This is a genomic window from Dyella japonica A8 (assembly GCF_000725385.1).
In the GTDB taxonomy this organism is placed as follows: domain Bacteria; phylum Pseudomonadota; class Gammaproteobacteria; order Xanthomonadales; family Rhodanobacteraceae; genus Dyella; species Dyella japonica_C.
In genome coordinates this window covers 1,058,148-1,080,415 of sequence record NZ_CP008884.1, presented here as the reverse complement: position 1 = coordinate 1,080,415, position 22,268 = coordinate 1,058,148, and the positions used below count along the sequence as shown (strand labels likewise).

Here is a 22,268-nt window from a genome sequence, read left to right as displayed (position 1 = left end):
CCAGTGTCGGCGCGACTACGCACAGGCCTCACACGGGCGGCGCGTATACTCGCTCGGGTCCCCGAGTATGCACCAACCCACCACATCGAACACGGAGTACATCCATGCAACTGCGTCCCCTGGGTCGATCCTCCCTTTCCGTCGCGCCGCTCGCCTTCGGTGGCAACGTCTTTGGCTGGAGCGCGGACGAGCAGCACTCATTCGACCTGCTCGATGCGTTCGTTGATGCCGGCTTCAACCTGATCGACACGGCCGACGTCTACTCCGCCTGGGTGCCGGGCAATCGCGGTGGCGAATCGGAAACCATCATCGGCAAATGGCTCAAGCGCAGCGGCAAGCGCGACAAGGTGCTGATCGCCACCAAGGTGGCGAAGTGGGCGGAGCATCCGGGCCTGTCGCCGATGAACATCAACCAGGCGGTCGACGGTTCGCTCAAGCGCCTGCAGACCGATTACATCGACCTTTACCAAGCACATGAAGACGATGCGACCGTGCCGCTGCATGAAACGCTCGGCGCGTTCGGCAAGCTGATCGAGCAGGGCAAGGTACGCGTGATCGGTGCGTCCAACTATGGCGCCGATCGTTTCGGCGAAGCACTGAAGATATCGGCCGAGTACCACCTGCCCCGCTACGAAACACTGCAGCCGGAATACAACCTGGTCAACCGCAAGGCCTACGAGAAGGAACTCGAGCCGCTGGTCATCGCCGAGAACGTGGGCGTCATCAACTACTACGCACTCGCCAGCGGATTTCTCAGCGGCAAGTACCGCAGCGAGGCGGACTTCGCCAAGAGCGCCGCGCGTGGCGGCACGGTGCAGAAGTACCTCAACCCGCACGGCCTGGGCGTGCTCGCCGCGCTGGATAAGGTGGCCGCGGCCCACGGCGCGACGCCAGCACAAGTCGCGCTGGCCTGGCTGATCGCCCGGCCCAGCATCACCGCGCCGATCGCCAGCGCCACCAGCGTGCCGCAGCTCGACGAGCTGCTGAAGGGCGTGGAGTTGCGGTTGAGCAAGGAAGAGATCGCGGCACTGGACAAGGCCAGCGCCTGATCACCCGCGTTTGGCGCGCCCTGGCACGGGCGCGCCATCACGGTTGCGTCGTGGCCTGCCCCTCGGCATCACTGCCATCCGGCGCCTCCACCTGATATCCCTGCGCCTTCAAGCGAGCGAGCAACCCCTTCGGCGACAGCACATCCTGCATCGGCAGCATGGCGAAAGTCTGCTTGTTGGCATTGAGCGCCCTTTCGGCTTCGGTGATCCACATCGCCTCGGACTTCTGCTTCACATCGCTGAAACCCAGCTGCTTGGCGAAGCCAGCTTCGGTCACGGCGGACAGGCAGGCTTCGCGCTGGTCATTCATCGGCAGGCTGCGCAGCAGGTCGATGTCGCCGGTGGCCCAGGCGTTCGCGCGTTCGGTGATGCGGCCCATGTCGCGCTCCACCGTGTCGAGCGTGCGGCCAAAGCACTCACGGTCGTCCATGGGAGAGGACTTGAAGGTTTTCACCGCGCTGCGCGGCTCCTCCACCACCATGGTGTAACGCACGCTGTTGATGTTGACGTTGTGCTTCTTGGCCAGCTCGCGCACCGTGTCCTTCACGCCGCCGGACGAGGTAAGGCCGTAGCGCTTGATCGCCTTGTCGTACAACTCCACCGCAGCGAAGATCGGCCGCCAGCTTTCGATGCCGCGATCACTGCCGATGTATTGCTGCTTCAGCACCAGCCAGCGCGCGTAGTCGGGCGCGGGCACCATCTGCTGCAGGGTCTGACCGTCGGGGTTCTTGCGTGCGCCGATCAGCGAAGGCAGCAGGAACAGCTTGCCGAAGAAGCCTGCCTTGGCCTTGAGCGCGACGGAAGGCGGTCCCAGCACTTCCTGTGAATCGGCGATGGTCTGCTCGACTTCATCGGTCTTCCACTGGATGCGATCGGGCAGCGGCGACAGCGTGCCGAGCACCCACATGACATGGTCGCCCTTGCTTACCCGCCAAAGACCCGGGCCCGGCTGCACGCCGCTGACCGACACCGCCTCCAGGTTCTGCACCTGGCCCGGTGCGGTGCTTGCCGGCGCCGGCGCGTTCTGCGCAAGCGACAGGCCGGCCGTCGCCAGCAAGCCGGTCGCAAGGACCAACGACAACGGACGCGCCAGACGGTTGGTTACCTTCACAGTCATCGCTTCAAGTTCCTTGCTGAGGCGTATTGAGACCGCCGAGGCGGGGTCCGGTTCCACGACCCCGTGCCACCCATTCAGTGAGCCAGCCAGGTGCCTGCACCGCTCGCCACCACGCACCACAGCACCGCCGCCCAGGCGGGCTGTCGCGCGACGGCGAGCATCACGAACCCGCACGCGGCGATGAGGATGTCCGAAACATCCCGCACCGTGCCGGTCCACACCGGATTGTAGAACGCTGCCGCCAGCAAGCCGACCACCACCGCGTTGATCGCCGCCATGACTCGCGCAGCACCGGCACGCCCGGACAGGCGCTGCCAGAACGGCAGCACGCCGCTGAGCAACAGGAAACCCGGCAGGAAGATCCCGACCAGCGCCACCAACGCACCCGCGCCGCCATGGGGGCCCGCCATGTGCTCGCCCAGATAGGCCGCCAGGGAAAACATCGGTCCGGGCATGGCCTGTGCCGCACCGTAGCCTGCAAGAAACGTGTTTTCGTTGATGAGGCCCGGCTCGACCAACGCCTGCTTCAGCCATGGCAGTACGACGTGGCCACCGCCGAACACCAGCGCGCCAGTGCGATAAAACACCGCCCCGGTCTGCATCAGCCGATCGCCATGCGTGCCGATGGCAAAGGCCAGCAGCAACAGCGACGCATAGATGGCAAGAAGAACCGTGCCCGTACGCGCCCCATAGCCCGGCCTGGGTGCGGTATCACCCGCTACACGGACATGACGGCACAGCCATGGCGCAAGCAGCGCCGCCGCAACGATGACCGCCAGCTGCACCCAGCTTCCGGGCCACCACAGCAACACGACGGCAGCGGCGACAGCCAGTGCGCGCCGCGGCCAGTCCGGCGCGAGTGAACGCCACATGCTGTAGACCGCCTGCGCGACGACCACCACCGCCACCAGCTTGAGTCCATGCAACAGAGACTGGCCCCATACGCCATGCAGATACGGCGCCCACCACGCGAAGGCGAACATGAGTAGCGCGGAAGGCAAGGTGAATCCAATGAACGCAGCGATGGCGCCACGCCAGCCGGCCCGCAGCAGGCCGATGGCAAAACCGAGCTGGCTGCTCGCCGGCCCGGGCAGGAACTGGCAGATGGCAAGCAGCTGCGAATAACGTGCGTCGTCCAGCCAGCGACGTTGTTCGACGAAGGTTCGGCGGAAGTAGCCGAGGTGTGCAATAGGGCCGCCGAAGGAGCGCAGGCCGAGCGAGAGGAAGGCGAGGAAGACCTCGCCGGCGTGGCCGGTCGGTGGTGCGTCGTCGGATGGCGAAACGCTCATGCGGGGCAGCCTAACGCAAGGTCGTTGCGGGCGCCTTTCTGTGGGAGCGCACCCTGTGCGCGACGGCGGCGTACCGCATCTTCGCTTCGTTGGCTTGTCGCGCACAGGGTGCGCTCCCACAAACAAACCGGCGAGCCGGCGCTCAAACGAAAGAAGGCCGCTTGCGCGGCCTTCTTTCCCTACAGCGATGAAGCAACGATCAGCCCAGCGTCGCCAGCGCGTCGTTGAAGGTCTTGCTCGGACGCATGGCCTGATTAATCAGCCCGACGTTCGCGTGGTAGTAGCCCTTGATGTCCACCGCCTTGCCCTGCGCACCATTGAGCTCGCCGACGATCTTGGCCTCGTTCTCGGTCAGCACCTTGGCGATGGGTTCGAACTTGGCCTTGAGCTTGGCGTCGTCGTTCTGCGCGGCCAGCGCCTGCGCCCAGTACATGGCGAGGTAGAAATGGCTGCCACGGTTGTCGAGCTCACCCACCTTGCGCGCCGGCGACTTGTTGTTGTCGAGGATCTTGCCGTTTGCTTCGTCCAGCGTCTTGGCCAGCACGCGGGCATCGGCGTTGTCGTAGCGGTTGGCCAGGTGTTCCAGCGAGGCGGCGATGGCGAGGAATTCACCCAGCGAATCCCAACGCAGGTAGTCCTCTTCCAGGAACTGCTGCACGTGCTTCGGGGCGGAGCCGCCCGCGCCCGTCTCGAACAGGCCGCCACCGGCCATCAGCGGCACGATGGAGAGCATCTTGGCGCTGGTGCCCAGCTCCATGATCGGGAACAGGTCGGTGAGGTAGTCGCGCAGCACGTTGCCGGTCACCGAGATGGTGTCCTGGCCCTTGCGGATACGTTCCAGCGAGAACTTCGTCGCTTCTTCCGGCGACAGCACGCGAATGTCCAGGCCCGACAAGTCGTGGTCCTTCAGGTAACGCTCGACCTTCTTGATCACCTGCGCGTCATGGCCGCGCTTGCTGTCCAGCCAGAACACGGCCGGCGTGTTGCTGAGACGTGCGCGCGTGACAGCGAGCTTCACCCAGTCCTGGATCGGCGCGTCCTTGGTCTGGCACATGCGCCAGATGTCGCCGGCTTCCACCGGCTGCTCCAGCAGCACCTTGCCGGATTCGTCAATGACCTTGACCACGCCGTCGCCGGCGATCTGGAAGGTCTTGTCATGCGAGCCGTATTCCTCGGCCGCCTGCGCCATCAGGCCGACGTTGGGCACGCTGCCCATGGTGGACGGATCGAACGCACCATGCGCCTTGCAGTCTTCAATCACCACCTGATAGACGCCGGCGTAGCTGCGATCGGGGATCACCGCCTTGGTGTCCTGCAGCTTGCCTTCGGTGTTCCACATCTTGCCGGAGTCGCGGATCATCGCCGGCATCGAGGCGTCGATGATGACGTCGCTCGGCACGTGCAGGTTGGTGATGCCCTTGTCGGAGTTCACCATGGCCAGCGCCGGACGCTTGGCGTACTCGGCGGCGATGTCGGCGAGGATCGCGTCCTGCGTGGCCTGCGGCAGCTGGCCGAGGCGCGCATAGAGATCACCGATGCCGTTGTTCGGCTCGAAGCCCACGCTCTTGAGCGCGTCGGCGTGCTTGGCCAGCACGTCCTTGTAGAACTCGGTGACGACGAAGCCGAACATGATGGGGTCGGAGACCTTCATCATGGTGGCCTTCAGGTGCAGCGAGAACAGGATGCCCTGCTGCTTGGCCTCGGCGATCTGCGCGTCGATGAAGCTGGTCAGCGCCTTCTTGCTCATCACGGCGGCGTCGATGATCTCGCCGTCCTTCAGCGCGGTCTTTTCCTTCAGCACCTTGCTGGTGCCGTCCTTGCCGAACCACTCGATCTTCACGCTGGTGGCCTTGTCGACCACGGTGGACTTCTCGCTGCCGTAGAAGTCACCGCTCTCCATGTGGGCCACATGGGTCTTCGAATCCTTGCTCCACGCACCCATCTTGTGCGGGTGCTTGCGCGCGTAGTTCTTCACCGAAAGCGGTGCGCGGCGGTCGGAGTTGCCTTCGCGCAGCACCGGGTTCACGGCGCTGCCCTTGACCTTGTCGTAGCGCGCCTTGACGTTCCACTCGCTGACGTCCTTCGGGTCTTCCGGGTAATCCGGCAGCGCGTAGCCCTGGCTCTGCAGCTCCTTGATCGCGGCCTTCAGCTGCGGCATCGAGGCGCTGATATTGGGGAGCTTGATGATGTTCGCGTCCGGCGTGGTCGCCAGCTGGCCAAGTTCGGTCAGGTCGTCGGCGATCTTCTGGTTGTCCGGGAGGATGTCCGGGAACTGGGCGATGATGCGGCCGGCCAGCGAGATGTCGCGCGTTTCGACCGTGATGCCAGCGGTGCCGGTGAAGGCTTTGATGATGGGCAGCAGCGAATGCGTGGCGAGGTAGGGCGCTTCGTCCGTGAGCGTGTAGATGATCTTCGGCGTGTTCGACATTGTCTGCTATGACCTCGCTGGCTGCGGCATTACAAAAGGGGTGGCGCGATGCGCCAGACGCCCGGAGCCGTTCGACATGGGGACGAAACGGGCGGACGAAAGCCCCTCATTGTCGCGGTTTCACGGATAGGGGGAAAGCGCGGGGCTGGACTGTGCGCAAGGGTATGGAATGAAAAGGGAAATCACCGGGCGTCGCAAGGACACCGCGAACCCCTGTGGGAGCCCACCCTGTGGGCGACAAGCCAACGGAGCGATGCCGCCGATGTGCCGCCGTCGCGCACAGGGTGCGCTCCCACAGGGCTGTCGCGAGATTCAGGCGTTCTCGCTGGCCGGCAGGCGCCGGGGCTGGCGGAACCGGGCACGCCAGGCGGCGAAACGATCGGCCAGGCAGGAGAAGATCACATACAGCGCCGGCGTGCTCAGCAGGGTCAAGGTCTGCGAGATGAGCAGGCCGCCGATCAGCGCGATACCCAGCGGGCGCCGCAGGTCCGATCCTTCGCCCAGGCCCACGGCAATGGGCACGGCGGCAAGGATCGCCACCATCGTCGTCATCATGATGGGACGGAAGCGCACCATGCTTGCCTCGTAGGCGGCCTCGGCCGCACCCAGGCCATGTTCGCGCCGCTGCACGAGGGCGAAGTCGATCATCATGATCGCGTTCTTCTTCACGATGCCGATGAGCAGCACCAACGCGATCTGCGCGATCACCGACAGCTCCGTACCGGTGAGCCACAAGGCCATCAGCGCGCCGACACCGGCGGCCGGCAAGGTGGAAAGAATGGTCACCGGATGAATCAGGCTTTCATACAGCATGCCCAGCACGATGTAGACCACCACCACGGCACCCAGCAACAACCACAGCATGCCGCTCTGCGATTGCTGGAAGCGGCGGAAATCACCGCCGATGTTGATGCGGATGTCGCCCGGCAGGCGCATCTGCGAACCGGTCTGCTGGATGATCTGCAAGGCCTCGCCCATGCTCACGCCGGGTGCGAGGTTGAAGCTCATGCTCATCACGGTGTACTGGTTTTCGTGCGAGATCTGCGTGGGCGCCAGCCCAGCTTCCTGGTGTGCGAAGGCGGTGAGCGGCACCATCTTGCCTTTGCTGCTCGCCACGTAGACCTGGTCGATCGCCGCGGGCGTGGCGGTCTGGTTGGGCAGGGCGTTGACCACCACCTTGTACTGGTTGAGGTCGGAATAGATGGTGCTGATCTGGCGCTGGCCGAAGGCGTTGTACAGCGCGCCGTCGATGGTGCCGATGCCGACGTTGAGGCGCGCGGCCTTGTCGCGGTCGATCACGATGTTCTGCTGCAGGCCGGCGTCATCGACGTCGCTGCCCACGTCCTTGAGCTTGGGGTTCTTCTTCAGCTCGGCCACCAGCTTGGGCAGCCAGGTGGTGAGTTCGTCCGGATTGTCACCCTGCAGCGACACCTGGTACTGCGCGCCCTGGCTGGTACCGCCGCCACCGCCGAAGCTGGGCAGGTCCTGGATCGGGCGCAGGCGCACGTTGAGGTCGGGATAGCGCGCGGCCTTGGCAGCCAGCCGCGCTAGCACGGTAAACGTGTCGTCCTTGCGGCCCTGCGCGTGCGTCTTCAGTTCGATGTCGAAGGTGCCCGACGAACCCTGGCGGCTGGTGCCCAGGCGCGAGCCGACGCGTATCACGTCGTGGTCCTTCAGCAGCATGTCGATCAGGCGCTGCTGGCGCGCCACCGCATCCTGGAACGATACGGTGGCGCCGGACGTCGCGCGACCGCGGATCAAGCCCGTGTCCTGCGGCGGGAACAGGCCGGTCTTCACCTGGCCGAACAGGAAGATGGTGATGACGATCAGCACCAGCGGCGTCAGCGAGAACGCCAGCGCGTGCTTGAGCGAGAACTTCAGACACCGCGAATACACGCCCAGCATGGCGGCCTGGAAGTTCTCCAGCGCAATGCCCACGCGCGTGGTCGGCTTGTCCTGCTCGTGGCTGCTCAGGAACTGGCCGCACAGCGAGGTGGTAAGCGTCAGCGAGACCACCGCCGAAACGATGATGGCCGCCACCAGCGTGATGGTGAATTCCTTGAAGAACAGGCCGGTGATGCCGCTCATGAACAACAAGGGGATGAACACCGCCACCAGCGACGCGGTGATCGACACGATGGTGAAACCGATCTCCCGGGCACCCGCCAGCGCCGCTTCCATGCGCGTCATGCCCTGGTCGATGTGGCGCACGACGTTTTCGATCACCACGATGGCGTCGTCCACCACGAAGCCGATGGCGATCACCAGCGCCAGCAAGGTCAGGTTGTTGAGCGTGAAGCCGAGGATGTACATCACCATGGCCGCGCCAGCCAGCGAGAGCGGCACGGCGGCGGTGGCGATCAAGGTAGGCGCGAGGCGGCGCAGGAACAGCGCCATGGTGAGCATGACCATGACCAAGCTGATCAGCAGCGTCGCCTGCACTTCGTGCAGCGAGGCGCGGATGGTCGGCGTGCCGTCGAAATAAGGCGTCAGCGTGGTGCCGGGCTGCAGGTAGTTGCGCAGCAGCGGCACGGCGGCCTTCACGCGGTCCACGGTGCCGATGATGTTGGCGTTGGATTGCCGGTACACGTACATCAGCACGGCCGGCTTGCCCTGGAACCAGGCGCGTTGGTAGGCGTCCTGCGTGCCGTCGTAGACCTTGGCCACGTCCGACAGGCGCACCGGCACGCCCGCATGCGAGGCGATGACCAGGCTGGCGAAGTCGTCTGCCGTATGCAGCGAGTCGTTTGCCGTCACCGCCATGGTGGTTTTGCCGTCGGACAGGAAGCCCTGCGGCGAGGTGACGTTGGCCGCGGTCAGCGCATTGCGCAGCTGGTCGGGGGACAGGCCCAGCGCGCTGAGCTGGCGCAGGTTCACGTCGACGCGGATGGCCGGCGTCGCCGCGCCGAGGATGTCCACTTCGGAAACGCCGTCGAGCTGACGCAGGTGCTGGGCGAGCAGCGAATCGGCCACGTCGTAGAGCTCGCGCGCCGATTGCGTTTCCGAGGTCAGCGCGAAGGCGATGATCGGGTCGTCGTTCGGGTTGGCCTTCTGGTAGCTCGGCGGCGCATTGAGGCCGCTGGGCAGGTCCGACTGTGCCGCGTTGATGGCGGCCTGCACGTCGCGCGCGGCCGAATCCAGGTTGCGCCCGGCCTCGAACATCAGGAATACCTGCGTGCTGCCCAGCGAACTGGACGAACGCATGGTGTCGATGCCCGGCACCTGGCCCAGGTGGCGTTCCAGCGGAGCGGCCACGGTGGTGGCCATGGTGCTCGCGCTGGCGCCGGCCTGCTGGGCCTGCACGAAGATCACCGGGAACTGCATGTTCGGCAGCGCGGCCACGCCCAGCAGCAGATAGCAGATCAGGCCCACCGCGAAGACGCCCATGGCAAGCAGCGAAGTGCCGATCGGGCGGCGGATGAAGGGGCCGGAAATGTTCATGCCGTCAGGAAACCAGGAACAGCGCGCCGGGCGCAGGGGTGTTCAAAGAAGCCGCACACACCATGTCAGGGCGCACGCACGAGGATACGTATATACCGCACATTGACTGCAGAACGCATGACGGGGGATTTGGTTGATGTGTTCTGGCTCGCCCGTGGCGCGGGATCTAGCCTCACCGTCATTCCCGCGGAAGCGGGAATCCAGTGACTTTGCTCTGGAGGTGGAGGGCATGAAAGGCACTGGATTCCCGCTTCCGCGGGAATGACGGTGAGGGGTATGGAGCTCACGGTATATAGGTCGAGCTTAGGTGTCCCTTAGTCGCCCTTAGACGTCTAAACACGCACCAGCCCCAGCGATGTCAGTTGCACCCGCAACGTATCCATCGAATCCCAGGGCAGGATCGGCGAATTACCCCGCTCATCGGGCGGGTTCTGCAGCAATCCATCCGACCATCCACCGCAGCCGGTCAGCGGCAGCAAGGGCCGGTGATGCAGCCACGCCAGGCACACCTCGGAGATCGTGCCGGCGCGACCGCCGATCACCAGGCAGGCATCGCCGGCCAGCGCCATCAACAGGTTGCGCGCGTCGCCCATGCCACAGGGCACCACCACGGTGGCCGGCCAGTCGGCGTCGGGCATCGCGTCGCTGGGGATGATGCTGAGCACCTGCCCGCCCGCGTCGATGGCGCTCTGCGCGGCGTGCCGTGTCGCCGGGCTGCCGCAACCACTCACCAGCGTCACACCCGACCGTGCCAGCAGAGCGCCGGCCTGCCCGGCCAGCTCATAGGCCTTCGAACCCGGCTCCGCACTGCCGAGCACGCATACCTGGGGTTTTCTCGCCGTTGCCATCGCTACCTCGTGCAGGCCCAGGGAAGTCGGCGCGGGGCCGGGGCTTCCGGTGATGATGTACCCCTGTCACGCCGAAAGGGGCGCGCCGTAATGGCCGCGCCCCTCCCATGCCTTTCGTCGCCGATCCGCGTCATGCCGGATCGGCGCGATGCCTTCACGCCATGCTCCGCGCCTGCGACCGCTCAAGCGCGCGGCGCTCGCGGCGTTCCTTCAGCCAGTCGGAGAAGCGTTCCATGTACAGGTAGATCACCGGCGTGGTGTACAGCGTCACCAGCTGCGAGAGCAGCAGGCCGCCGACGATGGACACGCCGAGCGGACGACGCAACTCCGCACCGATGCCATTGCCCAGCGCCAGCGGCAGCGCACCGAGCATGGCCGCCGCAGTGGTCATCATGATCGGGCGGAAACGCAGCAGGCACGCGCGGCGGATCGCCTCGTGCGGCTTCATGCCTTCGCGCTGCGCCTCGATGGCGAAGTCGATCATCATGATCGCGTTCTTCTTCACGATACCGATCAAGAGCACGATGCCCACGATGCCGTCCACCGACAGGCTCATGTTGCACAGGATCAGCGCCAGCAAGGCACCGACACCGGCCGGCGGCAGCGTGGAGATGATGGTCAGCGGGTGGATGTAGCTTTCGTACAGCACGCCCAGCACGATGTAGATCACCACGATGGAGGCGATCAGCAGCAGCACTTCATTCGTCAGCGAGGTGGAGAACTCCGCCGCCTTGCCGATGAACTGGCCGCGCACCTGGGGCGGGAAGTTGAGCTGCTGCTCGACGCCGTGGATGGCTTCCACGGCCTCGGACAGCGAGTAGCCCGGCGCGAGGTTGAACGAGATGGTCACCGCCGGCAGCTGCTGCTGGTGGCTGACCACCAGCGGGGCCGTGGTGACTTCCGCCGTGGCCAGCGAGGCGAGCGGAATGGTGCTGCCCGCGCCGATGATCACGCCGGTATTGGACACGCCAAGCCCGGTGCTGGTGGACGAATTGCTCGATGCCACCTGGCCGAAGCTGGTGGCATTGCTGCCGGTCAGCGCGCCGCTGCCGTTGCTCTTCACCGTGAGCTGGTTGAGCAGCGCAGTGCTGGTGCGGAACTGCGGCGCCACCTCCAGCACCACGCGGTACTGGTTGAGCTGGGTGAAGATGGTCGAGATCTGGCGCTGGCCAAAGGAGTCGTACAGCGTGTCGTCGATGGTCTGCACGGGCACGCCGAGGCGGCTGGCCTTCTCGCGGTCGATGGTGAGCTTGAGCGAGGAACCCTGGTCGGCGAGGTTGTTGTCCACGTCGGCCAGCTCCTTGAGCTGACGCAGGGCCTGGGTCATCTGCGTGGCATAGCCGGACAGCTCGGCCGAATTCACGTCCGACATCGAGTACTGGTACTCGGTGGCCGACACGCGGCTGTCCAACGTCACGTCCTGCACGGGCTTGAGATACAGCGCCACACCCGGGATATCCGCCGCTTCCTTCTGCAGGCGCGCCACCACGGCGTCCAGGCCGTCGCGGTCGCCGCGATCCTTCAGCACGATGCTGAGCTGGCCCTGGTTGAGCGTGGGGTTGATGGAACCGGCACCGATGAACGCGGCCACGCCGGTCACTGCCTTGTCGCGGCGCAACGCTTCGGCCACGGCCTTGGTGCGCTGCTCCATCTGCGGGAAGGCGACGTTCTGGTCGGCCTGCACCACGCCGGTGATCAAGCCGGTGTCCTGCTCGGGCAGCAGGCCCTTGGGGATCACGATGTAGAGGAAGATCGTCACCACCACCGTGGTGCCGGCGATCAGCATGGTGAAGCGCTGATGGCCGAGCACCCAGTCCAGCGAGCTTTCGTACACGTTGACCAGGCGCGACCACCAGGTCTTCTTGCCGGCAGCGGCGTGGCGCTCGTGCGCGTCGTCGCCTTCGGGCAGCGCGTCGGGGCGCAGCAGGTAGGCGCACATCATCGGCGTCAGCGTCAACGACACCAGCATGGAGATGGCCACCGCAATGGTGAGCACCCACGCAAACTCGTGGAACAGGCGGCCGGTGACGCCGGGCATCAGCAGCAGCGGCAGGAACACGGCGATCAGCGACACGGTCAGCGACAGCACGGTGAAGCCGATTTCCTTCGCGCCGATTTCAGCCGCTTCCTTGCCCTCCTTGCCCTGCTCGATGTAGCGCACGATGTTCTCGATCATCACGATCGCATCGTCCACCACGAAGCCGGTGGCCACGGTCAGCGCCATCAGCGAGAGGTTGTCCAGCGACATGCCGGTGAAGGCCATCACGCCGAACGTGCCCATCAGCGACAACGGCACCGCGATGGACGGGATCACCGTAGCCCACAGGCGGCGCAGGAACACGAAGATCACCGCCACCACCAGACAGATGGTGAGGATCAGGGTGAACTGCACGTCCTCCACCGAGGCGCGGATGGTGATGGTGCGGTCGGCGAACACGTCCAGATGGACGTCCGCCGGCAACACCGCACGCAGCTGCGGCAGGATGTTGCGGATCTGCTCCACCGTCTGCACGATGTTCGCGCCCGGCTGGCGGCGGATGTCGAGCAGCACGGCGGGCTTGCCGTTGGCCCACGCGGCGAGCTGGTCGTTCTCCACGCCGTCCACCACGCTGGCCACATCGGACAGGCGCACCGGCGCGTTGTTCTTGTACGCGATGATGGTGTTCTTGTATTCGGCCGCGTCGGCGAGCTGGTCGTTGGTGCCGATGCTGTAGGACTGCGTGGCGCCGTTGAGCGTGCCCTTGGGCGCGTTGACGTTGGCCTCGGTGAGCGCGCTGCGCACGTCCTCCATGGTCAGGCCGAGGTTGGCCAACTGCGACGGGTTCACCTGCACGCGCACGGCCGGGCGCACGTTGCCCGCGATGGACACCAGGCCCACGCCCTGCACCTGCGAAAGCTTCTGCGCCAGGATGGAATCGGCGTAGTTGTTCACATCGCGCAGCGGCAGGCTGTCGGAGGTGAGCTTGAGCGTCATGATCGGCGCGTCGGCCGGGTTCACGCGGTTGTACACCGGCGGATACGGCAGCGTGCTGGGCAGCGTGCCGCGCGCCTGGTTGATGGCGGCCTGCACGTCCTGCGCGGCGATGTCGATGTCGCGATCCATCGCGAACTGCAGCACGATGGTCGAGAGGCCCGCCGACGAGTCGGAGGTCATCATCGCCAGGCCGGAGATCTGGCCGAAGTTGCGCTCCAGCGGCGTGGTGACCAGTGAGGCCATGGTGGAGGCGCTGGCACCCGGGTACTGCGTGGTCACGACCAGGCTGGGCGCGTCGATCTCGGGCAGCGCCGATACCGGCAGCTGGCGGTAGCCGAGGATGCCGAGCAGCAGCACCGCCACCATCAGCAGCGAGGTGGCGATCGGTCGGCGGATGAAGAGAGTGGAGAAGCCCATGGGTATGCCGTCGCGTTAGGTGACGGGCGCCAGTCCGTGCAGCGCCCCGTATCGTTGCCAGAGGGTCAGGGGATGGGTAGCCCGGGCACGTCCGTGGACGCGCCCGGCGACTACCGGAGTGACGGAAGGCTCGTTGGTCGCGCCCCCGTCACATCCCTCGGCTCTCTACCGTCAGCCGCCGCGGCGACCGCCGCCCTGCTGCTTGCCGTTCTTCTTGGCCTTGTCCAACTCCGCCTGAGTCGGCGCTGCCGGCACTTCACCCGGCTTGAGCGCCTTGACCTTGCTGCCCGGCTTGAGGCGGAACTGGCCTTCCGTCACCACCTGGTCGTTCAGCGCCAGGCCCGAACCGATCATCACGTGGCTGTCGCCCACTTCATTGGCCACCTTGACCGGCTGCATCTTGACCGTCTGGTCCTGCTGCAGCAGGTACACGTAATCGCCATCCGGGCCGCGCTGCACCGCCTGCGCCGGGATCACCAGGCCACCGGCCACGGTGCGCACCTTCAGGCGCACGTTGACGAACTGGCCCGGCCACAGGTCGCCCTTGGCGTTCTGGAACACCGAGCGCAACTTGAACGTGCCGGTGGTGGTGTCGATCTGGTTGTCCACCACGTTGAGACGGCCGTCGTCGGCGAGGGTGTGCGCGTCGGCACGGTCCAGCGCCAGCACTTCCAGCGGATCGTCGCCGCCCGAGGCGGAGCGGACCGCCTCCAGGTTCTGCTCGGGCAGGTTGAACATCACATAGATCGGATGGACCTGGGTCAGCGTGACCACGGCGGTGGTGGTGGTGACCACGTTGCCCGGGTCGACGTTGCGGATGCCGGCCACGCCATCGATCGGCGAGATAATGCGGGTGTAGTCCAGGTTGACCTTGGCCGAGCGCACCGCCGCCTTGTCGGCGGCCACGCTGGCGGTGAGGTTGGCCACGTTGTTGCGGAAGGTGTCCATGTCCAGCTGGGCCACGTAGCCCTTGACCACCAGCGCGTCATTGCGCTTGAGCGTGCTCTGCGCGGTGGCGAGCTGGGCCTCGTCCATCTGCTGCTTGGCGGCGGCCTGGTCATAGGCGGCCTGGAACGGGCGCGGGTCGATCTGCGCCAGCAGGTCGCCCTTCTTCACTTCCTGGCCTTCCTTGAAATTGATGCTCAGCATCTGCCCGCTGATCTGCGGGTTGATGGTGACCGTATTGAGCGCCTGCACGGTGCCCAGCGCGGTGAGGTAGACCGGCACGTCCTGCTTGACCACCGGCTCGACGGTCACCGGGACCGGCGCGGCGTCCTTGTCCTGGCCGTCGGCACCGCCGGGACCCTTGTGCTGGCCGCGCTGCTGACCCTGTGCGCCGTCCTCGGCAGCAGGCTTGTGCAGCAGACGGAAGCCCACGGCTCCCACCACGATCACGACCACAGCGATCAGCGCGATCTTCCAAAAACGCGACATGAAAAACTCCCAGAAAGAAAGACAGGCCACCCGACCCCGATCGGTGCGCTCCGCGCGCCTGACCTAATGCGTCGTACGAAAGGATAGGGTCAGTTCAACGGGAATAGACAATGCCAGTTGACATGGGTGCCCTATGACCGATGGCAGGGTTTTGCCAGCGTATCGCATCAAAATGACGAAACTTGCATGAAATCAGACCATTCGGGACCCGGCCCAAGCCGCGACATGGCGCCGCTCCCGGCCGACTGAAACTTGCCCCGGCCTTCGTCTATACTCGGTCAATTGCTGTCTGAACCATTGCCCAACCCAGCCTGTTGGCTGTCCTTTGATCTGTCCATTGATTTGGAGTCATTGCGTGAGCGGTTCCCTGACGAAATCCGACCAGAGCTTCATGCGCAGCTTCTCGCTGCTGATCGCGGGCCTGGGTGTGCTGACCTTGGTGCTGATCGGCGGCGCCTGGTTGATCTACGACCATGAGCCGAAGGAAGTGAACCCGCAGACCGCTGCGCAAACCCAGGCACGCATCGCGCCGGCCGGCGCCGTCTATGCCGGCGACACTGGCCGCGCCGCCATGCAGGCCGCGCAGGAAGCCGCCGCCAAGGCTGCCGCCTCGCAGGTCGCCTACGGTGGCAGCACCGACGGCAAGACCATCTACGACAACCTCTGCCACAGCTGCCACACGGCTGGCGTCGCCGGCGCGCCGAAGCTGGGCGACAAGGGCAGCTGGGGTCCGCGCATCGCCCAGGGCATCGACACGCTGGTCAAGCATGCCACCGACGGCTACAAGGGCCCGGACGGCAACATGATGCCGGCGAAGGGTGGCAATCCGGCGCTGACGGATGATCAGGTGAAGGCTGCCGTGCACTGGATCGTGGATCAGGCGAAGTAAGTCTTCGCTTTCGGGAATTTCCGACAACGCCGCCTTTTGGGCGGCGTTTTCTTTTGGGGCTTGGGAGGACTGGTGCGCTGGTGGTCGTCTCCCGTTCCGGGGGCGTAGGGAGCGGCCTTGGTTGGCTGGGGCTTTGAGAAGCCAGGAAAGGGGTGGGGTCAGCGTGGCCGTACCGCTTCACAAGTGCGGTTATCCCTGCGAATCGCGAATGGGCTTGGGCAGGACAAGCGCGGAACGCTTCGCTCCGGAACAGGCTTTGCATCGCAAAACGTACGCGGGGAGCTTTGCCAACCTAGCCCCACCGCGTCACAAACACCGTCATCCCGGCGCAGGCCGGGATCCAGTAGCGGTAGTGGTCGGTCTTCGCCTCGGACCTTCCCGCGATCGGGCCGCTTACGCAGCGGGCGTTTCGACCTTCTGCCGAAGGCCGAGTCACTTTTCTTTTGCTGGCCCAAAAGAAAAGTAACCCAAAGAAAATGGCCTTGAGAGCCAGAGCTGGCAGCATTCCGAAGGGATAAGCCAGGGCGCTTGAGGAAAGTTGCTACACGGCAACCTTCGCCTCTACACAGCGGGTACTTCCAAGCGCTTCGCAACGCGCCGGAGCGATGAGGACTTAAAGCAGCCCCTCGCTTCGCTTTGACGTGGTCGGGACCCGCACGCCCGCCCGCTTTTCTGTGGGAGCGCACCCTGTGCGCGACTGCGGCACATCACGATTCCCGCTCTGTCAGGTTGTCGCGCACAGGGTGCGCTCCCACAGACAAACCGGCACGACTGAGTTCCATCGCGACATTCGACGCGATGTGCAGCGAAGCGGCACGTGCCGTCCGCTTTGGCTTTGGCTTTGGCTTTGGCTTTGGCTTTTGATCTCCCGGGTCCCCGTATGACGCGGCGGGCGGGTGGAGATCAGGCCCCGCAGGGGTGCCAGGGAGGGATCCCTGGCACTTTTCGTCGGGGCAGGATGCCCCGTCGAAAAGCCCGGAACCCGCCCGCGAACCTTCCGGGCCGTAGGCCCGGAAGGCGCGTCATCCGGGGGGCCCTTCTCTTTGGTTACTTTCTCTTGGGCAAGCAAGAGAAAGTGACCCGGCCTCCGGCAGGAGGGCGGAACGCCCGCCGCGCAGGCGGCCAGATCGCCGGAAGGCCTGAGATAAAACCGACCACCGACGCTACTGGATCCCGGCCTACGCCGGGATGACGGTTAAAGAGCGAAGCGATGAGGCCAGATCAGGGTGAGACTAACTTCCCCCTCACCCCTACCCACCCCCATTCGCCTCCACCCACCCCTTCGCAAACCCCTGCAGCTGCGGAAAAAACACCTCAAACCTCGCTTGCAGCGGCCGCTCCAGCCCCACCAGCACCGGCATCGCCTCGCCCACGGGGTTGGCCCGGCTCAGGCGATGGGAAATGCCATCGAGTGCCGCGCCAAGCTCCTCCGTTCGCGCATAACCGCCCGGCAACGCATGGGCATCCATGTAGTGCCGGAAGCGCAACAGCCCCGGGGGCAATAATGGTTCATAGCGATAGAGCAAGGCCCGCACGCTGGCCGAATAAGCCTCCAGCGGATGCTCGCTCCAGCGCGGGAAATCGCGGGCGAGCAGGTGATCGAACCACATGTCCAGCAGGATGCCCCCGTAGCGCCGGAACGGCACCGGCAACAGCGACCGCGCCTCCAGCACCTCAGGATGGCTGTCGGTATAGACATCGATCGCGCGATGCAGGCGGATGCCGGTAATCACGCCTTCGGGCAAGGCCGGATCAGGCTGCCCGTGGACGAAATCCCCCATCAGGCCGCCGAGCCGCAGCAGCTCGTCGTCCCCGGCCAGCAACGCGTGCGCCAGATGATTCATGGGTGCCCTCCCGAACGCCCGGGGCACGCGGCGGTTATCATCTTGTCCATGAACCCCGTGATCATCCCCACCCAGCCCGACGATTTTCCGGAACAGGCTGCCAGCTTCGCGCTGGACGGCCCGGCCGGCAAGCTCGAAGCCGTCAGCGACGTGGCTGTGCCCGAAGAGGCACGCCGCGGCACCGCCATCATCTGCCATCCGCACCCGCTGCAGGGCGGCACCATGCACAACAAGGTGGTGACGATGGTGGAGCGCTCCCTGCGCGAGTCGGGGCTGGATACGGTGCGCTTCAATTTCCGCGGCACCGGCGAGTCCGAAGGCACGTATGACCACGGCAACGGCGAAGGCGACGACCTGGCCGCCGTGGCCGCCTGGGTGCGCAGCCTGCGCCCGGACGATGCGCTGTGGCTGGCGGGCTTCTCCTTCGGCAGCTATGTCTCCATCCGCAACGCGGTGCGCCTGCACGCCGACGCGCTGATCAGCATCGCCCCGCCGGCCGGCCGCTGGCCGTTCGAGGACATCCAGCTGCCGACCTGCCCGTGGCTGGTCGTGCAGGGTGAGGAAGACGAAATCGTCGACCCGCAGGCCGTGTTCGACTGGATCGACGGCATGCGGAAAAAGCCCGAGCTGGTGCGCATGCCGGAAACCAGCCACTTCTTCCATCGCCGCCTGATGGATCTGCGCGGCGCCATCAAGCACGCCGTGCAGCCGTGGCTGCCGCCGCTGCGTCAGGATTGATGCCGCACGCTTCTCCCCCTGTGTCGATGCCCCGTCTCCCCGCGGGGCGCCCGTAGAGTCCGCCGTACCCATGAGCAACACCCCCCTGCTCGCGCCCAGCGCGCGTTACCACGAAGGCGTCAGCGCACACCGCTGGGAAGCCGATCCGGCACAGCAAGCCTTGCTGCCGGAGTTCGACCGCATGCATGCCGAGCTCATCGCGGCAATCGGCAACGGCAATGGCGGCGGCCTGTTCGGGCGTCTGAAATCGCTGCTGGGCAACGACACGCGCGAAGGCGTGCAGGGCCTGTACCTGTGGGGCAGCGTCGGCCGCGGGAAGACCTTCCTGATGGACATGTTCGTGGCGAGCCTGCCGCAGGGCATGGCGCTGCGCCGGCATTACCACCGCTTCATGGGCGAGGTGCACGAGCAGTTGCGCGAACTGGGCGAGCGGCAGGATCCACTGATCGACGTCGCCGCCCACATCGCCTCGCGCTGTCGCGTGGTGTGCCTGGACGAGTTCCTGGTGAACGACATCGGCGACGCCATGATCCTCGCTACGTTGCTGCAGGCGCTGTTCGAGCGCGGGGTGACGCTGGTGACCACCTCCAACACGGCGCCGGGGAATCTGTACAAGGACGGCCTGCAGCGCGCGCGCTTCCTGCCCGCCATCGCGCTGATCGAAAAGCATTGCCGCGTGGTGCAGATGATCTCCTCGCACGACTGGCGCCTGCGTGCGCTCACCCAGGCGGCGGTGTACCAGACGCCACCGGGTCCGGAGGCCGAGCGCGCGCTGTCGCGCATCTTCACCACGCAGGCAGATGGCCCGGTGCAGGATGGCGGCGAGATTACCGTCAACGACCGCCCGATTCCGGTGCGCAAGCGTGCGCGCAACATCCTGTGGTTCGATTTCGAGGCGCTGTGCGAAGGGCCGCGTGCCGTGTCCGACTACATCGAGCTGGCCAAGACCGGCCCCGCCGTGATCATCTCCAACGTGCCGCAGTTCACCGTCTACACCGATGACGCCGCACGGCGCTTCGTGCTGCTGGTGGACGAGTTCTACGACCGCCACGTGAAGCTGATCCTTTCCGCCGCCGCACCGATCACCGAGCTGTACGACGGCGAGCGTCTGCGCGCGGAGTTCGGCCGTACCGAGTCGCGCCTGATCGAGATGCAGAGCGAGGAATACCTCGCGAGCGAGCATTTGCCGTAACCGACATCGCGCCGCTCTGGTGGGAGCGCACCCTGTGCGCGACTGCCACAGTGGCCGGCTTTCGCACGGATGACATGCCCGTCGCGCACAGGGTGCGCTCCCACAGGACGCCATCCGTGCCACGGTGAAACCTCACCGTGCTGCTGCTAACGTGACCCCATCTCATTGGCCGGAGCCGCCATGTCGATCCTGCTCGCCCTCGCCCTGCAGCTGAGCCCTGCCGCCGGTGCGGATTTCCATACGCGCGTCACCCAGGCCAAGCTCGCCGAAGGCGCCGCGACCGGGCCGGGCTACCAGAAGCAGATGTGGGAACGCATCGGCAATCTCACCACCGATGCCTACAAGACCTGCCTGGCCGGCAGCCAGCCGGCGGACAAGACGCCCTTCACCCTGGTTGCCGACGTGACGGCGGATGGCCGGCTGACAGGCATCGCCGTCCAGCCCGAGATCGCCGTGGCCAAGTGCATGGCCAGTCATTTCACGGGCCTCACCTTGCCGGCACCGCCGGCCAAACCCGTGCCCTACCCCATCGAAATCGACTTCAGCGTCAAATCATGAAGGTCACGTGACACCACCGTGGCGTTTGAAACGTCGACCCGCGTCATAGACACAATGGCCTCATTGCGGTCCGCGAAGGGGCTGGAGTAGCCTGCGCTGCGTAGCAGGACACTGGTCCTGCAGGGGGCAAGACGCGATGCGCACGACCACGGGTTGGGGTCCGGGGCAGCATGCGGCTGGGCATCAGGCAACATCGCCCGCCGCCGACCTGCCCGTGGAGCAGGCCGCCTCGGCAGACAGTTTCGCCGTGCCGGGCTTCGATGCCGTGGTGCGACTGGTCACCCGTTCGCTTGGCGTGCCGCTGGTGGCGCTGGTGCTCAACAGCGGCGCCGCCTACTGGTTCGCCGATGGCAACGAAGTGCCGGCCAGCGGCCCGCGCACGCTGCACCCCTTGTTTCTGCAGGCGGCTCGAAGCCTCGCCCCGCATGTGGTGCTCGATGCATTGGACGACGAGCGGCTGCGTGATGCTTCCCCGCCACTGACGGCCGGGCCCGGGCCCGTCCGGTTCTTCGCCAGCGAGCCGGTCGGCACGCTCACCGGGCTGCACATCGGCGCCTTGTGCGTGATGGATTCGCAACCGCGCGCGCAGCTCAGCGAAAGCGAGCAGACCGCCTTGCGCGACGCCGCCTCGCTGATCGGCGCGGGCGTGGTGTTGCGCAGTTACCTCGGGCGCACCGATCCCATCACGCAGCTGCCGCACCGCTATGCGTTCTTCGACGACCTGCGCAAGCACCTGCAGGAAGACGCGCACCACGCATGGGTCATCGCCGTCGACGTGGCGCCGGTGCAGCGCTTCAACGCTTTCATCCGCGCCATGGGCCACGCCTATTCGGACGAGCTGATGCGCGCCGTCGCTGCGCGTACCCTGGCCTGGATTCCGCCGGACACGCGCCTGTATCACGTGGGCCCGACGCGTTTCGCCGCCGTGCTCCCGGATCACCACCTGCTTGATGACACCGCGCGGCTGGACGATCTGGTCGCCCGACTGCGGCAGCCGTTCGATTGCCTCGGCATTCCCATCACCATCCAGCCGGGCGTGGGGTTGCTGAAGATCAACGCGAACGAACTGCGCGGCGGCGATCCGCTGCGGCTGGTGATGAACGCCTCGTATGCGGCCCAGCAGAGCCCGCGCGGCTGGGCGGTCTACAACCGCCTGCAGGACGAACAGCAACGGCAGGAATTCCTGCTGGTCACCGAACTGGCCGCGGCGCTCAACGAGGGCGCCGAACTTGACCTGCATTACCAGCCGCGCATCGACCTGGACACCGGCCGCTGCGTGGCGGTGGAAGCACTGGCGCGCTGGCACCATCCCACGCTGGGCGCCGTGCCGCCCGCGCACTTCGTGGCGCTGGCCGAACGCGCCGGCCTGATGCATTCGCTGACGCAATGGGTGATGGAACGCAGCGTCGCCCAACTCGCCGCGTGGCGGCGCGACGGCCACGACATCAAGCTGTCGCTCAATGTCTCCAGCACCGATCTCGATGCCGACCTGGTCACCCGCCTGCAAGCGGTGGCCGAGCGCCACAAGATCGGGCTGGACTCGCTGGAACTGGAGTTCACCGAGAGCACGCTGATGGAGCACAGCGCGCTCACGCGTCGTCATCTCACCGCGATCCGCCAACTGGGCGCGGGCATCGCCATCGACGATTTCGGTACCGGTTACAGCAACCTGGCCGCGCTGCGCCAGATGCCGGCCACCACCCTGAAGATCGACCAGTCCTTCGTGCGCGGCATGGGTACCAGCCCGCACGACGAGGCCATCGTGCGCTCCGTGGCAAACCTGGCGCGCAACATGGGCTTCCGCGTGGTGGTGGAAGGCGTGGAAACAGCGACCATCTACGAAAGCGTGCTGGGCATGGCCTGCGATGAAGCGCAGGGCTTCCACATCGCCTATCCGATGCCTTCATGCGATGTGCCGGCCTGGCTCGCCGCGCACGAGGCCTTGCCCTCGCGACGTGCGGTGCGCTGGGGCGGGTGAGGTTTTCTTCCAGGCGGCCGCGCACCGCCTTCTGTGGGAGCCCACCCTGTGGGCGACAAACCAACGGAGCGG

Annotated in this window: 14 protein-coding genes; 6 read left to right on the top strand and 8 right to left on the bottom strand. The window is 65.9% G+C overall.

Annotation, left to right across the window (positions count from 1 at the left end; genetic code table 11):
- Window positions 1-104: 104 nt before the first annotated feature.
- Window positions 105-1,049, top strand: coding sequence for an aldo/keto reductase (locus tag HY57_RS04500; protein WP_019464082.1), 945 nt, complete (start codon window positions 105-107; stop codon window positions 1,047-1,049).
- A 37-nt stretch (window positions 1,050-1,086) separates the two neighbouring features.
- Here HY57_RS04500 and HY57_RS04495 read toward each other — a convergent pair whose 3' ends face one another.
- The 7 genes from HY57_RS04495 to HY57_RS04465 all read right to left on the bottom strand — a co-directional run bounded on the left by HY57_RS04495 (window position 1,087) and on the right by HY57_RS04465 (window position 14,997).
- Window positions 1,087-2,166: a TraB/GumN family protein gene (locus tag HY57_RS04495; protein WP_019464081.1), complete on the bottom strand. Its 1,080-nt coding sequence runs from the start codon at window positions 2,164-2,166 to the stop codon at window positions 1,087-1,089.
- Between the two features lie 74 nt (window positions 2,167-2,240).
- Entirely contained in the window at window positions 2,241-3,455 is a 1,215-nt protein-coding gene (gene chrA, locus HY57_RS04490) for a chromate efflux transporter (protein ID WP_019464080.1), read from the bottom strand.
- Window positions 3,456-3,654: 199 nt separating this feature from the next.
- A complete protein-coding gene (locus tag HY57_RS04485) occupies window positions 3,655-5,883 on the bottom strand; it encodes an NADP-dependent isocitrate dehydrogenase (protein WP_019464079.1) in 2,229 nt (742 codons plus the stop codon).
- A gap of 312 nt (window positions 5,884-6,195) precedes the next feature.
- Complete coding sequence (locus tag HY57_RS04480) at window positions 6,196-9,324, bottom strand: efflux RND transporter permease subunit (RefSeq protein ID WP_019464078.1); 3,129 nt, start codon at window positions 9,322-9,324, stop codon at window positions 6,196-6,198.
- A gap of 332 nt (window positions 9,325-9,656) precedes the next feature.
- Window positions 9,657-10,172: a hypothetical protein gene (locus HY57_RS04475; RefSeq protein WP_026033726.1), complete on the bottom strand. Its 516-nt coding sequence runs from the start codon at window positions 10,170-10,172 to the stop codon at window positions 9,657-9,659.
- A gap of 154 nt (window positions 10,173-10,326) precedes the next feature.
- Window positions 10,327-13,563: an efflux RND transporter permease subunit gene (locus HY57_RS04470; RefSeq protein ID WP_019464076.1), complete on the bottom strand. Its 3,237-nt coding sequence runs from the start codon at window positions 13,561-13,563 to the stop codon at window positions 10,327-10,329.
- 171 nt (window positions 13,564-13,734) lie between these two features.
- A complete protein-coding gene (locus tag HY57_RS04465; protein WP_019464075.1) occupies window positions 13,735-14,997 on the bottom strand; it encodes an efflux RND transporter periplasmic adaptor subunit in 1,263 nt (420 codons plus the stop codon).
- A gap of 367 nt (window positions 14,998-15,364) precedes the next feature.
- On the opposite strand from HY57_RS04465, the gene HY57_RS04460 reads away from it, so the two are divergent.
- Window positions 15,365-15,886 carry a c-type cytochrome gene (locus HY57_RS04460; RefSeq protein WP_026033725.1) on the top strand — a complete coding sequence of 174 codons (522 nt, stop codon included), beginning with the start codon at window positions 15,365-15,367 and terminating at the stop codon, window positions 15,884-15,886.
- A gap of 1,250 nt (window positions 15,887-17,136) precedes the next feature.
- On the opposite strand, the gene HY57_RS04455 is transcribed toward HY57_RS04460, so the two are convergent.
- Window positions 17,137-17,730 carry an ACP phosphodiesterase gene (locus tag HY57_RS04455; protein WP_019463735.1) on the bottom strand — a complete coding sequence of 198 codons (594 nt, stop codon included), beginning with the start codon at window positions 17,728-17,730 and terminating at the stop codon, window positions 17,137-17,139.
- 48 nt (window positions 17,731-17,778) lie between these two features.
- Here HY57_RS04455 and HY57_RS04450 point away from each other — a divergent pair, with 48 nt between their 5' ends.
- From HY57_RS04450 to HY57_RS04435, 4 genes are all read left to right on the top strand, one after another.
- A complete protein-coding gene (locus HY57_RS04450) occupies window positions 17,779-18,468 on the top strand; it encodes an alpha/beta hydrolase (protein ID WP_019463736.1) in 690 nt (229 codons plus the stop codon).
- A gap of 70 nt (window positions 18,469-18,538) precedes the next feature.
- Entirely contained in the window at window positions 18,539-19,660 is a 1,122-nt protein-coding gene (gene zapE, locus HY57_RS04445) for a cell division protein ZapE (RefSeq protein ID WP_019463737.1), read from the top strand.
- A gap of 180 nt (window positions 19,661-19,840) precedes the next feature.
- A complete protein-coding gene (locus tag HY57_RS04440; protein WP_019463738.1) occupies window positions 19,841-20,218 on the top strand; it encodes a hypothetical protein in 378 nt (125 codons plus the stop codon).
- A gap of 136 nt (window positions 20,219-20,354) precedes the next feature.
- Window positions 20,355-22,196, top strand: a complete 1,842-nt coding sequence (locus HY57_RS04435; RefSeq protein ID WP_019463739.1) for a putative bifunctional diguanylate cyclase/phosphodiesterase — start codon at window positions 20,355-20,357, stop codon at window positions 22,194-22,196.
- Window positions 22,197-22,268: the final 72 nt, after the last annotated feature.